The sequence below is a fragment of the Anaerococcus sp. Marseille-P3915 genome (genome assembly GCF_900258475.1).
GTDB lineage: Bacteria > Bacillota > Clostridia > Tissierellales > Peptoniphilaceae > Anaerococcus > Anaerococcus kampingae.
Map to the genome: position 1 here is coordinate 1 of NZ_LT984887.1, position 14,703 is coordinate 14,703.

General features: G+C 37.5%; 8 protein-coding genes. 5 read left to right on the top strand and 3 right to left on the bottom strand.

Annotation, left to right across the window (positions count from 1 at the left end):
• On the top strand, window positions 1–845 hold an 845-nt coding region (locus C8269_RS00005), incomplete at its 5' end, for a transposase (RefSeq protein WP_158698360.1).
• A 178-nt stretch (window positions 846–1,023) separates the two neighbouring features.
• On the opposite strand, the gene C8269_RS00010 is transcribed toward C8269_RS00005, so the two are convergent.
• Both C8269_RS00010 and C8269_RS00015 read right to left on the bottom strand, forming a co-directional pair.
• The gene (locus C8269_RS00010) at window positions 1,024–2,922 is read right to left on the bottom strand and encodes a fructose-1,6-bisphosphatase (protein WP_106459845.1); all 1,899 of its coding nucleotides are present in this window, start codon (window positions 2,920–2,922) and stop codon (window positions 1,024–1,026) included.
• 51 nt (window positions 2,923–2,973) lie between these two features.
• A complete protein-coding gene (locus C8269_RS00015) occupies window positions 2,974–3,942 on the bottom strand; it encodes a hypothetical protein (protein WP_106459846.1) in 969 nt (322 codons plus the stop codon).
• Between the two features lie 316 nt (window positions 3,943–4,258).
• On the opposite strand from C8269_RS00015, the gene rpoB reads away from it, so the two are divergent.
• The 3 genes from rpoB (at window position 4,259) to C8269_RS00030 (ending at window position 12,127) form a co-directional block, all read left to right on the top strand.
• Complete coding sequence (gene rpoB / locus C8269_RS00020; protein WP_106459847.1) at window positions 4,259–7,948, top strand: DNA-directed RNA polymerase subunit beta; 3,690 nt, start codon at window positions 4,259–4,261, stop codon at window positions 7,946–7,948.
• A gap of 21 nt (window positions 7,949–7,969) precedes the next feature.
• Window positions 7,970–11,536 (top strand): DNA-directed RNA polymerase subunit beta', encoded by a 3,567-nt coding sequence (gene rpoC / locus C8269_RS00025; RefSeq protein ID WP_106459848.1) that lies wholly within the window; start codon window positions 7,970–7,972, stop codon window positions 11,534–11,536.
• 111 nt (window positions 11,537–11,647) lie between these two features.
• Entirely contained in the window at window positions 11,648–12,127 is a 480-nt protein-coding gene (locus C8269_RS00030; RefSeq protein ID WP_106459849.1) for a hypothetical protein, read from the top strand.
• Window positions 12,128–12,175: 48 nt separating this feature from the next.
• Here the strand turns inward: C8269_RS00030 and C8269_RS00035 are convergent, their stop codons facing one another.
• On the bottom strand, window positions 12,176–13,297 hold the full coding sequence (locus C8269_RS00035; RefSeq protein WP_106459850.1) for an aldo/keto reductase: 1,122 nt from the start codon (window positions 13,295–13,297) through the stop codon (window positions 12,176–12,178).
• Window positions 13,298–13,379: 82 nt separating this feature from the next.
• Between C8269_RS00035 and C8269_RS00040 the strand changes: the two genes are divergently transcribed.
• Window positions 13,380–14,657 (top strand): chloride channel protein, encoded by a 1,278-nt coding sequence (locus tag C8269_RS00040; protein WP_106459851.1) that lies wholly within the window; start codon window positions 13,380–13,382, stop codon window positions 14,655–14,657.
• Window positions 14,658–14,703: the final 46 nt, after the last annotated feature.

The following is a 14,703-nucleotide window of genomic DNA, read 5'->3' on the forward strand; positions in this document are numbered from 1 at the left end:
AAAATAAGTTAGAAACTTATCAAGAACACCTAGAAATAATGGGAGATTACAGAAACTCCTACTCAAAAACAGACCATGACGCAACCTTCATGAGAATGAAAGAAGACCACATGAGAAATGGTCAACTTAAGCCAGCATACAATATCCAATTAGCAAGTGCCTCAGGTTTCATAATAGGAGAAAATGTATCACACCATCCAAATGACATGTACACCCTAAAACCATTCTTATCAAAACTCCAAACAACCTATCCAAATGAACTAGACAAAATAGTAGCAGATGCAGGATACGAAAGCGAAGAAAACTATGTATATCTAGCTGAGCATAATCTAACATCCTACATAAAACCATCAAACTACGAAAAATCAAAAACACGAAAATATAAAAAAGAACAAGAATTCAGGGAAAGCCTAGTCTATGATGAAACTCAAGATAAGTACATATCAAAAGAAGGCAAAGAATTCATAAGATGTAATGATAAATACAGAAAAAGAAAAAGTGGATATATAACAACCACAAAAGTCTATAGGTGTTTCGACCGGAACAAAGATGGTCAAAAAACTAAAGGCATTTACATAGCAGAAACGTTCCAAAAATATAGGAAAGAATCATTAGAAAACATAATATCAGACCAAGGAATAGAAGAAAGATTAAATAGATCAATCCAAGCTGAAGGAGCATTTTCCAAAATAAAGTCAGGACTAAACTACAACAGATTCCACCATAGAGGAAAAGAAAATATAATAAGTGAAATATGCCTCTTATCAATAGCACTAAACTTAAATAAACTGGCAACCAAAATAGAAAATAAGAACTTAGAAATCATAAAATACAAAGCTGCTTAAGAAAAAAATATTAATTTCATAAGCTTTATTAAGTGAGCCTATTTTTAAGGAAAATGTGGAAAAATTTATTCTCACCTTAAAAATCTCTATATAATTAAATTACTTAATACAAATATCCGAGAAAAAAAGTGATGTTGCAGAATAGATTTAACTATTCTGCAACATCACCTTTATGTGCTTATTTATTCTCGTAAATTTTTAAAAGTTCTTGCAAGAGCTTAATTTTTTCGGCATTTTTCTTGCCTTCATCTGTATCTTTTCTGAGCATTCTTGGATTCATGATCTCAACTTCCTTTATATTAGGAGTGTAGGATGAAACCTTGTCGGTAATTGATTCGTAGGTCTTATGCTCAGCAAGGGCCACGTGGTGGGAGTTAAAGACTAGGGTATAGCCAGCTATGCCCGTTTTGGCCTGGTAAGGTTTTGAAATGCCGCCATCTATGACATAAAGTTTACCGCCTGCCTTGATTGGACTTTCTCCAGCTTCGGTAATTACTGGAACGTGGCCATTTATTATCCTTCTTCTAGTCCCTGTAACTCCAAATTCATCCAGAATCATATCCACGATTTCTTCTTTTTCGTAAAGGTCGTAGTAAGGGTTGTAGTGCTCTTTCCTAAGGGCCTTGTCATCTACAAAGACATTTTCAAAATATGAATATTGGCTCTTGCCAAAAATTGGAGAATACCTGCCGCTTATTAAATACCACATCATATCCTTGGCAAAGAGGTCATTGGTAAAGTAGGCATCCCTGGCAAGTCTATCGAATTTATCCATGAGGTTTTTGCCCTTGTAGGTCACACCTTTTATTTCTACTTCTTGGAATTCTCCATCTTTTGTAAGTGGGATGCAGCCGTGGAAGAGTAAAGAGCCGTTTTCCACCTGGTACATTGCACCATTTTGGTAGAGGAATTTGACGTGGGCATTTAGCTTGTCATTTTTGATAAAATCTTGTTTTAGGACGTGGATTACATTTTTTTCTTCTTTAGTCAATTTGGATGGATTCTTTGGGTCAATAGTTGGGAAATTTTTATCCTTAAGAGCAGCACCCTTGTAGGTAAAATTATCGAAGTTGATGAATTTGATGACATTTCTATTGTCCATATTCATATCAGGATTTCTCTCTATTAGGGCATAGTCAAGTTTGTACCTAATTATCGAAATTGCCTTGTGCATCCTAGAAGCAGCTTCTAGGGTGATATTGTCATAAATATTATCGTCATAGATTCTTGGCTTAAAATATAGGCATGGGTCATCGCCATAAGTTTCCATTGCAAATTCAAAAAGGACTCTGAGGTTGATTCCATAGCCATCTTCTAGCATATCAAAGTTGTTATATTTGATGGCATCTGCAACGCAAGCTGCAATTAGGGCGGTATTTCCTGCGCAAGCTCCCATCCAGGCTATGTCGTGGTTGCCCCATTGGAAGTCCACATTTGGGAAGGTTAGAAGTTCATCCATGATTATATGTGGGGATGGACCCCTGTCATAGATATCGCCTACAATGTGGAGCTTATCTACAGATACTCTCTGGATTAGGGCGCAGAGGACTTTTATAAAGTCATAGGCTGTTTGGTAGGAGACGATATTTGATACTAAGGATTCATAGTAGGCGCGCTTGTTGTACTCGGAGTCGTTGGTGTAGAGGAGCTCGTCTAAGATTAGATTATATTTTTGAGGAAACTTGCTCTTTACATAATCTTTTGGATATTTGGTTGAGACGAATTTTAGGAGATTTATTAGCCTGTGAATGGTTATGGTGAGATAGTCAGCAGTAATCTTTTCTTCAGTCCTTAGTTCTTTTAGGACTAGGTCTGGGTCATAGATAAGCTTGGCTAGGTCATCTTGGTCATGTTTTTCTAAAGTGTCTCCGAAGAGCTTTTGAATCTTATCCCTAATGTTACCAGAGGCAGACCTTAGTAAATGCAAAAAGGCATCGCTTTCCCCGTGTATATCAGAGAAAAAATATTCAGTGCCCTTAGGTAGGTATTGCTGGCTGGTTAGTAAAATTAGCTCATCTTTGATGGCGCTTTTGTTAGGGTAGAGGGTTTTGATTAGTTCGTGGTAGGTCTTATCCATATTTTATCCTTTCTTGTAAATTAAAAGAGCAAAGGCCCGAAAATCGGGCTATTACTCCTTTGTTTCCTCTCTTACAAATGTTGATTTGTCATAGATTCTTTCATCTTCTGCCTTTTGAAAATCTTCCGCCAAATCTGGGTCATAGGTTATATCATCATTATCACTTACTATGACTTTGTTTGTTTTTAAATCTTCATGGGATTTTTTCTTTAGGTCATCAAGATTTGTCTCTGTGATTATAAGATCATCAGATTTATTCTTACTTTCCTTATGATTATTAGGGCTTGCTTCTTCTTCTTTTTTCAAATCAGCTAGGGTAAGTGGTTTTTCTTCTGATGACTTTTCGTAGGTTTTGTCAGTATCGCTGCTTGCTTCATCTAGGGTGATTTTATTTTCATCTTTTTTGTCAGAATCTTCACTTTCATTATCGGTGTTTTTATCAATAAGCTGACTGGTTTTAATTTTAGTCTTGCCATCAAGCTTCACTTCTTCGTTTTTAAGAAGTTTTACATCATCTGATTTTAACAAGTTTTCAGAATTATCAGTATTATTTTGGTTTATTTCGATGTATTCTGTCTTAGTTTGTTTGGATCCTTCTACTTGATAAATACCCCTTACTTTTCCTATTAATCCGATAAGTGAATTTAATAATAAAAGTCCATTTAGGCCTATGAGTATAAATAGAAGTTTCTCTCTAAAACTCATAAGCAAGAATCCGTCAATTGCCAAAAATATAAGGGCAAAGAAAATATTTGATGGGTGGCTTTTTCCATTTTCACCTGCTTTAAAGATATTTCTTGCGACAATTGTATTTATAATAAAGGCAATTAATACAAGAATAAGGCTAAGAGGCTTAAGGATTGACCTAGCTATATTTGTAATCCCTATTAGGTCAAAGGCAGCTAAGTAGAGGTTGTTATCGACAAATACGATAAAACCAATAGCAAAAAACAACAGGATGCTTATTATAGACCTAAAAAGGCCTGTTATTATTGAAAAAAATTTAATTAAGTCTTTCATATCTCCTCCATTACTTATATTATATCATAAATTTCTGATTGTTTATATATTTTATAAATGTATAATAGAAGAAAGATAAAAAAATCCTATTAGATAATTGACAAATATACATTATCTGATATCATAATTAGATAGTTTTATAAAATAGTTCCAAGAGAATATATAGAATATAAGGAGAAATCTCAATAAAAGACTTGAAGGTTGATTGTTTTGAAGTATAATATACAATTGCTAGAAATCTATTTATGGAGATTTTTTTTATCTTATAGACAAGTAGAATTTGTCATTTGAAGTTTGCAAACAGTAAGGAGTAACAATGGCCCAATATCACAAGAAGTTATATGGGAAAACCGAGAGAATGTCCTTCTCAAAGTTTCCTGAAGTCTTAGATTTACCAAATTTATTAAAAGTTCAAAAAGACTCATATGATTGGTTTATTAAAGAAGGTCTTGGAGAAATCCTAGAAGACATCTCACCAATTGAGGATTATAATGGCAAGCTCAGCCTTGAATTTACAGGATATGAGTTTGAAAAAGAACCAAAATATACCCTAAAAGAAGCTAAGTATAAAGACCTAACCTATGCCAGAGACCTAAAGGTTATGGCTATCTTATTTAATAAAGAAACTGGTGAAATCAAAAGACAAGAAGTTTTCATGGGTGATTTCCCAATGATGACTGACTCTGCAACATTTGTTATAAATGGTGCTGAAAGAGTTATAGTAAGCCAGCTTGTAAGAAGTCCAGGTGTATATTATGCAGAAGAGACTGACAAGAGCGGGGATAAGCAATATTCATCTACAGTTATACCAAACCGTGGTGCATGGATAGAATTTGATACTGACGCCAGCCATACTGTAAATGTCAGATTAGATAGAACAAGAAAATTACCAGCTACAACCCTTGTTCGTGCCCTTTTATTTGAGACAGATGAGGAAATTATTGAGGCTCTAGGTGATACTAAACACTTAAGAAATACCCTAGAGAAGGAAAATTCTGAAACTAGCGAAGAAGCTTTGATAGAAATCTATAGAAAGCTAAAACCAGGTGATCCTGCTTCCCTAGAATCATCCACAACCCTAATTAATAACCTCCTCTTTGATGATAGAAGATACGACCTTGCAAGAGTTGGTAGATATAAATACAACCTAAAACTTGCCATAGCTAACAGAATCGAAGGCGAAAAAGCTGCAAGAGATGTAGTTAATAACGAAACAGGCGAAATCTTTGTCAAAGAAGGCGAAGTAATTGATAGGGAAACTGCCCTAGCTATCGAAAATTCTGGAATAGTTACAGTTGATATAAATAAAATCAACTCAGATGGCAAGGAACAGACCCTAAGAATAGTTGGAAATAACTTTGTTGATGTTCACTCATTTGAAGAGCTAGAAGGCCTAGATATTGATTATGATGAACTAAGCGAAAAAGTTTATTATCCAGTAATGAGAGAAATAATCGATGAAGCTAGTGATGATGAAGAGCTTGTAAAACTCATCCAAAGAAGAAAGAAAGAACTTTCTCCTAAAAACATTACAAAAGCTGATATACTTGCAATAGTAAACTACCAATTCAACCTCTTTGAAGGTGTCGGCGAAACAGATGACATAGACCATCTTGGTAACCGTCGTGTAAGAGGTGTTGGAGAATTATTACAAAACCAATTTAGGGTTGGTCTTGCTCGTATGGAAAGAGTAGTTCGTGAAAGAATGACAACCCAAGACCCAGATATAGCAACACCACAAGGTTTAATCAATATCAAGCCTGTGACAGCTGTTATAAAGGAATTCTTCGGTTCATCCCAATTATCACAGTTCATGGACCAAACCAACCCAATGAGTGAGTTAACCCACAAGAGAAGACTATCAGCCCTAGGACCAGGCGGTCTATCAAGAGATAGGGCAGGAGTTGAAGTAAGAGACGTTCACGATTCCCACTACGGTAGAATCTGTCCGATAGAAACTCCAGAAGGACCAAACATCGGTCTAATCACATCTCTTACAACTTATGCTAGAGTAAATAAATATGGCTTCATAGAAACACCTTATAGAAAGGTAGAAGCTGGTGGCCATGTAACAGATGATATTGTATATCTAACAGGAGATATAGAAGATAATTTCATCATTGCTCAAGCCAACGAACCATTAGATGAAAACAATGTATTTATCAATGACAGAGTATCAGGCCGTGGTTATAAGGGTGAAAATGATATTTATCCAAGAGATGCCATTCAATACATGGACGTATCACCTCAACAGATAGTATCAGTCGGAGCATCCCTAATACCATTCCTTGAAAACGACGACTCTACCCGTGCCCTCATGGGTGCCAACATGCAACGTCAGGCAGTACCACTTATCAAGTCTCAAGCTCCAATAGTAGCTACAGGAATTGAGCATAGGGCTGCAAAGGACTCAGGTGTATGTGTAGTATCCAAAGAAGCAGGAAAAGTTGTCTATGTATCAGGTGATAAGATCAAAATTAAGTCAGACTCAGATGGTGAAGTAATCACCTATGACCTACTTAAATTTGAAAGAGCCAACCAAGGAACTACTATCAACCAAAGACCAATTGTAGAGCTTGGCGAAGAAGTAAAAGCTGACCAAGTAATCGCAGATGGTCCATCAACAGAACAAGGAGAGCTAGCCCTAGGTAAAAATATCCTTATAGCCTTTACAACATGGGAAGGTTACAACTTCGAGGATGCTATGCTCCTTAACGAAGAGCTAGTAATCAACGATGTCCTAACCTCAGTCCACATAGAAGAACACGAATGTGAAGCTAGAGAAACCAAGCTAGGCGCAGAAGAAATCACAAAAGATATACCAAATGTCGGCGATGATATGAAAAAAGACCTTGATGAAAATGGTGTGATAAGAATCGGAGCTGAAGTAACAAGTGGTGATATCCTTGTAGGTAAGGTATCTCCAAAGGGAGAAACTGAACTATCTCCAGAAGAAAGGCTACTTCGTGCTATCTTTGGTGAAAAGGCAAGAGAAGTTAGAGATACATCCCTAAAAGTACCACATGGTGAAAAGGGAATCGTAGTTGATGTCAAAGAATACAACAAAAAAGACGGAGATGAATTATCTCCAGGTGTAAATAAAGTTATAAGAGTCTATGTAGCTACCAAGAGAAAAATTATGGTAGGAGATAAGATGTGCGGTCGTCACGGTAACAAGGGTGTCGTTTCAAGAATTCTTCCAAGAGAAGACATGCCATTCTTACCAGATGGAACCCCAATTCAAATCTGCCTAAACCCATTAGGTATACCAAGCCGTATGAACCTTGGTCAGGTACTAGAAGTGCACATGGGTCTTGCAGCAAGAACCCTAGGATGGAAGATAGCAACTCCAGTATTTGATGGTGCTATGGATACAGAAATAGAAGAAGTCCTAGAAGAAGCAAAGAAAATTGCCCCATATGTAAATAAGACAGGCAAGATTAGACTACGTGATGGTAGGACAGGTTTAGAATTTGAAAACCCTGTAACAGTAGGAGTCATGTACATGCTCAAACTCCACCACATGGTAGAAGAAAAAATCCACGCCAGGTCAATCGGACCATACTCCCTAGTAACCCAACAACCACTAGGTGGTAAGGCACAATTTGGTGGCCAAAGATTTGGAGAGATGGAGGTTTGGGCCCTAGAAGCATATGGTGCAAGCCATACCCTCCAAGAGATCTTGACAGTCAAATCAGATGATGTAACTGGAAGAGTTAAGACCTACGAATCAATAGTAAAGGGTGAAAATATCCCAGAACCAGGCACACCAGAATCATTTAAGGTACTTGTAAAAGAATTACAATCACTTGCCCTAGACGTAGAGCTCTTAGATGATAAGGGTGAAGTCGTAGAACTTAAGGAAAACATAGACGAACAAGATAGATTTTCTCAAGTAGAAAAGATAGATGCATCAAAGATAAGAAACCAAAGCAAACTTTTATCCAATACCTCTGCAAAAGCTGAAGAAGTAAAGGCTGCAGAAGTAGAGGGTGAAGAGGCTTAAGTCATAGTTAGGAAGTTTGAATTGAGCGAATTAAAAGAATTTATCGGCATGAGGATGAAAGTCGCATCGCCAGAAAAAATAAGAAGTTGGTCTCATGGTGAAGTTAAAAAACCAGAAACAATAAACTATAGGACCCTAAAGCCTGAAAAAGATGGCCTTTTCTGCGAAAAAATATTTGGACCAACCAAGGACTATGAATGTTCTTGTGGTAAATACAAACGCATGAGATATAAGGGCGTAGTGTGCGAAAAATGTGGAGTAGAAGTCACAAAATCAAAAGTAAGACGTGAAAGAATGGGACACATAGAGCTAGCAGCTCCAGTAAGTCACATTTGGTTCTTCAAGGGGATCCCATCTAAAATGGGACTTCTCCTTGATATGAGCCCAAGAGTATTAGAGAAGATCCTCTACTTTGCATCCTATGTAGTAATCAACCCAGGTTCAACAGACCTAGCAGAAAAACAAGAAATCTCAGAAACAGAATACCAAGACATACTTGAACAATATCCAGACGATACAGAATTTAAGGCAGCAATGGGTGCAGAAGCAGTAAAAGAACTCCTTCAAAACATCGATCTTGAAAGAGAATACGAACTTCTTCTAAAAGAGCTTGATGAATCATCAAACCAAAAAAAGGTAAGAGTATCAAGAAGACTAGAAGTAGTAGATGCCTTCTTAACAAGTGGCAACAAACCAGAATGGATGATCTTAGATGTCCTTCCAGTAATGCCACCAGAATTAAGACCAATGGTCCAACTAGAAGGTGGAAGATTTGCAACATCTGACCTAAACGACCTATACAGAAGAGTAATTAACAGAAATAACAGACTAAAAAGACTCCTTGATATAGGTGCTCCAGAAATAATCGTCAGAAACGAAAAGAGAATGCTCCAAGAAGCAGTCGATGCCCTAATAGATAACGGTCGTAGGGGAAGAGCTGTAACAGGAGCCTCAAATAGAAACATGAAGTCCCTATCAGACCTTCTTAAGGGTAAATCTGGTAGATTTAGACAAAACCTTCTAGGTAAGAGGGTAGACTATTCAGGACGTTCAGTAATCGTAGTAGGTCCAGACCTTAAGTTCAACCAATGTGGTCTTCCACAAGAGATGGCCCTTGAGTTATTCAAGCCATTTATCATGAACAAGGTAGTAGAAAAAGACCTAGCCCACAACCTAAAGACAGCCAAGAAAATGGTAGAGAAAAAGGACCCAAGAGTGTATGAAGTCCTAGAAGAGGTTATAAAAGACCATCCAGTACTTCTAAACCGTGCTCCGACCCTCCATAGACTTGGTATCCAAGCTTTTGAACCAACTCTAGTAGAAGGAAAGGCAATCAAGCTTCATCCATTAGCATGTAACGCCTTCAACGCCGACTTCGATGGTGACCAGATGGCTATCCACCTTCCATTATCAAACGAAGCCCAAATTGAAGCAAGACTACTAATGATGTCAACAAACAACATCCTAGGCCTTAAAGATGGTAAGCCAATCACAACTCCATCTCAGGATATGGTATTAGGTGCTTATTACCTAACAACCATCAAAGAAGGAGCTAAGGGTGAGGGAATGGTATTTGAATCTACAAATGAAATGTACAAGGCTCTAGTAAATGGACTTGTAGAATACCAAAGTAAAATTGGCGTAAGAATCAAAAAAGATGAAATGGATCCAGGTAAGATTGTAACTTCATCAGTAGGTAGATTTATCTACAACGAAGGTATTCCACAAGATTTAGGCTATGTAAACAGAAAAGAAGATCCATATTCACTAGAAATAGACACAGTTGCAGATTCTGGAACCCTAAAAGATATAATCGATAGGTGCTTTAGAAAACATGGCAACATCAAAACAGCCGAAGTCCTTGACTACATCAAGCACACAGGCTACAAATACTCAACCTTATCAGGCCTAACAGTATCAATGGACGATGTAAAAATCCCAGCTGAAAAATGGCCACTAATAGATGAAGCTGATAAGGCAGTTGATAAGTACGACAAGCTTTACAGACGTGGTCTTATAACTGACCAAGAAAGATATGAAAAGGTAATTGAAATATGGCAAGATACAACCAACAAGGTTACAGATGCCCTACTTTCAGACCTAAGAGATGACAACAACATCAAAATCTTTGCTGATTCTGGTGCCCGTGGTTCAACCAATCAGATCAGACAGCTAGGCGGTATGCGTGGACTTATGAGTCAGGCCGATGGTAAAATCATCGAAATTCCTATCAAGGCTAACTTTAGGGAAGGTCTATCAGTACAAGAGTACTTTATTTCAACCCACGGTTCTCGTAAGGGTCTAACAGATACAGCCCTAAGAACAGCCGACTCAGGTTACCTAACCCGTAGGATGGTAGACATTTCTCAAGATGTCATAGTAACAGAAGATGACTGCCATTCAGATGGCTTTGTAGTAGCTCACGAATTTAAAGATGGCAACGAATTAATAGAAGATCTAAGAACAAGAATCGTAGGCCGTACATCTTTTGAAGATATAAAAGATGAATCAGGCGAGATAATTGTTCATAAAGATGAAGTAATAGATGAAGACTTGGCTGACAAAATCGTAGGAGCTGGCATCAAAGAAGTAAAACTTCGTTCAGTCCTAGAATGTAAGTCAAAACAAGGTGTATGTGCTAAATGCTACGGTAGAAACCTAGCAACAGGCAAGCACGTAAACATCGGTGAAGCTGTAGGAATTATAGCAGCCCAATCAATCGGTGAACCAGGTACCCAGTTAACCATGCGTACCTTCCACTCCGGTGGTATAGCAGGCGTTGGAATCACCCAAGGTCTTCCAAGGGTTGAGGAGCTTTTTGAAGCTCGTAAACCAAAGGGACTTGCCTTTATAGCAGCAAACTCAGGCCAGGTTCGTCTAATCCAAAACGAAAAGAAAACTGACGTAGAAATAGTTGGTGAAGATGGCCAAGCTAGAGAATACAAGATACCATTTGGTTCAAGAATCCTAGTAAGAGACGGAGATTATGTAGAAATAGGTGCCCAACTAACAGAAGGTTCCCTAGACCCACACGATGTCCTAGATGTACTAGGCAAGGTCGGAGTTCAAGACTACATCACCAAGGAAGTCCAAAAAGTATATAGGCAACAAGGTGTTGAAATCGACGACAGACACATCGAAGTAATAGCTCGTCAGATGCTAAAGAAAGTAAAAATCGTAGACTCAGGAGATACAGAATTCCTACCAGAAAGCTTGCAAGATAGACGTGAAGTAGATCTAGTAAACAAGGAAATGGAAGAAGCAGGCAAAAGACCAGCAATCTATGACCAAGAGCTTCTTGGTATAACCAAGGCATCTCTTGCCACAGACAGCTGGCTATCAGCAGCATCCTTCCAAGAAACAACCAGAGTTCTAACAGATGCTTCAATTAAGGGCAAGGTAGACGACCTAAGAGGTCTAAAAGAAAACATCATAATAGGTAAGCTAATACCAGCAGGTACAGGCCTAAAATACTACAATGATGTAGAAATCGACTACGAAACCAAAGAGCTAGAAGATGAACAAATCAGAGCAAACGTGGAATCAGTAGAACGAGCCATAGCCGAAGAAGAAATCGAAGAAGTATAAAAATAAGAGCGTTTAGCCAAAAGCTAGCGCTCTTTTTCCTTACAAAGATTGTAATTCTCATATTTTTTATTTTTGCTATAATCATAATATAGAAAAAATAAAGGAGAAAATATGAAAACAAATATTAAAAAACTATCTTCAATATTGTTAGTAGGTGGCCTTGCTCTTGGCCTTGCAGCTTGTGGAAAGGCAGATGCGGATGATTATTCTACAGGAATGATCAACCAGAAAGAAATCCAAGAAGAATTTACAAAAACTAAGGAAAGCCTAACTTGGCCAGAAGGTTATGTAGTCCCAGAAGAAATCGACTATAAGGATGATGATCTATATCAAAAAGGTTTTGGCTCTACAAGAGCAAGCATGTATTGGGAAGCAGCCTGGGAGAAGGAATGGCTAAATACTTATAAGACTGATCCAGCAAGAGCCCAAAAGGCACTAGATGAGCTTGAAAAAGCCAAGACCATGACCTATATGTCAGAAGCCAGATGTGATGATGCTACAAGAAAGTATTTTAATGATATCTTAGAAAAAGCCAAAAATGGAGACCCATCAGGCTTTGAAGAAAATATCAAACTCAATGCCCCAGAATAAAAATAAAGCTGATGGAAGAGGTAAATATCCTCCCATCAGCTTTTATTTTTATCTTAAATATTCATTAGCTTTCTTAAGTCCTTCAATTATTTCAAGACTTTGTGGGCAGATGCCTTCGCATTTGCCGCATTCTATGCACTCTTCAGGGCTTACTCCATCTTTTAGATATTCTATATAGGCCTTTTGAGATTTTTCTTTTTCATCATAAAGGTGGGCGTTATTCCAGAGGGCAAAGACCTTTGGTATATTGATATCAACTGTACAAGGCAAGCAATATTCGCAAGCTGTGCAGGCGATTTGCTCTCTTGACTTATAGATCGCTCTGGCCTTCCTGTAAAAATCCCTATCATCATCATCTAGACTTCCTGGCTCTATAGCATCTGCGATAGCAAGATTTTCCCTAACTTGGTCTATGTCATTCATACCAGAAAGTACAGTCATGACATTATCTAGATCTAGGACAAACTTAAGGGCCATTTGGGCTGGTGAAAGGTCTGAACCCCTCATGAGGTCTTTTACTTCACGAGGTGGATTTGCAAGTCTTCCGCCCTTTACAGGCTCCATTATCACAAGGGGAATGCCCATTTCCTTGGCAAGTGTATAGCCCTTCATACCTGCTTGAAGGTTGATATCCAGATAATTTAATTGGATTTGGCAGAAATCCCATGGATAGGATTTGATAATTTCTTCAAAAACTGGATATTCATCGTGGAAGGAAAAGCCAATGTTTTTTACAAGTCCTTTTTCCTTTATAACTTTTATAAAGTCAAAAAGTCCATTTTCTACAGCTTGGTCAAATTTTTTCTTATCCAATGAATGGATTAGGTAAAAATCAAAATAATCTATGCGAAGATTTGCCAGCTGTTCCTTAAAAATCCTTTCATAATCTTCATAAGAATTTACCAGCCAAACTGGCATCTTGGTTGCAATTGTGACCTTATCCCTAAGGTCATTTTCTTCTATGAATTCTCCAATAAATTTCTCGCTCATCTGATTATGGTAAGGGTAGGCTGTGTCTATGTATGTAAGTCCCTTATCTATAGCCTCTTTTATAATCTCACTTGAGTATTCTTTGTCAATCTTACCATTATCATCATCAAGGGTCTTAAATCTCATGCAGCCAAAGCCAAGTCTTGAGACTTTCTTCCCCTTATAGTCAAAATATTTCATAAATTCCTCCTTAACTACATTTCTACCCAAATTTAAAATTGTTAATAAGTAAAATTTCTGTATAGTAAATACGAGGTGAATTATGGAAAAATTATATAAAAAGTTATATTTATTTGTTATCTTAGGAATTTTTGTAGGTCTTTTGATTGGGATTTTCAAAAAAGCAATAGGCTTAGTTGCAAGTTTCATGGAAGAATTCCTAAGCAAGACTTCTGGCAATTTAACAAATTCCTTCTTATTTATTTTATTTTTAATTCTTATAGGACTTATTACTTTTTATATCCTAAAAAAGGATAAAGATACCAAGGGATCTGGCATTCCAGTGATAATGGGTATGATGGATGGGGAATTTGAAGTTAATTCTAAAAAAACCATCATTAATAAATTTATAGCATCCTTTCTAACTATTGGTTCAGGTCTAACAGTAGGCAGGGAAGGCCCATCAGTTCAGCTTGGTGGCCTGGCTGGAGATATTGTGGCAGGCTTTGACCAAACTTTTGAGAGGAAATATTTTATAGGATCTGCGGCAGCAGCAGGTTTTGCAGTAGCCTTTAATGCTCCCGTAGCAGCAATAATCTTTGGGGTAGAAGAAGTCTTTAGAAAGCACGATATAAAGACCTTCCTTACATCAGCTACAACTACAATAGCAGCGACAATCACATCTGGCCTTATTTTTGGAGACTTCCCAAGCTTAAAAGACATACCAGTTTTTGATAATATAAGTCAGGAAAGACTTTGGATAATCCTTATCCTGGGAATAGTCACAGGTCTTTCAGGAGTCTTATTTAATAAGCTGGTAATAGGGGCAAAATCATTTTACAAAAAAATCCCCCTTCCAGAGCTTGTAAAATATCTGGCCCCATTTGTCATAACAGGCCTAGTTTTACTATTAGACCCAAGGCTTTTTGCATCAGGTGAAGAATTAATATATTTGCCAGCAAGTGGGGGAGAAACTTTAGGAACCCTTATTTATATGTATCTTGCAAAAATCATTCTCCTTGCCCTAGCCTTTGGTATTGGCCTATCGGGAGGATCACTTGTTCCTCTTCTAGCAATCGGAGAAATTTTGGGTAATATCTACGCCACAGCCCTCTTTGATATGGGAATAATCCCAGCAGAAAGAATCTTTGCCATAAGTTTAATAGCCATGGCAGGCCACTTCTCAGCCATAGTAAGAACTCCAATTGCAGCCATAATCCTAATTGTGGAAATGACAGGCGGAGCCTTCTCAAACATCCTAGGCCTAGCCCTAGTATCCTTTATAGCCTACCTAGTAGCAGAAATATTTAAATCAAAACCATTCTACGAAGACCTCTATGAAAGGCTTCTAAAAACAGAAAAATCTTACTTTAAACATTAATTATTTGCAAACTACAAAATAAATGCCTATATATGTTTAATTAATC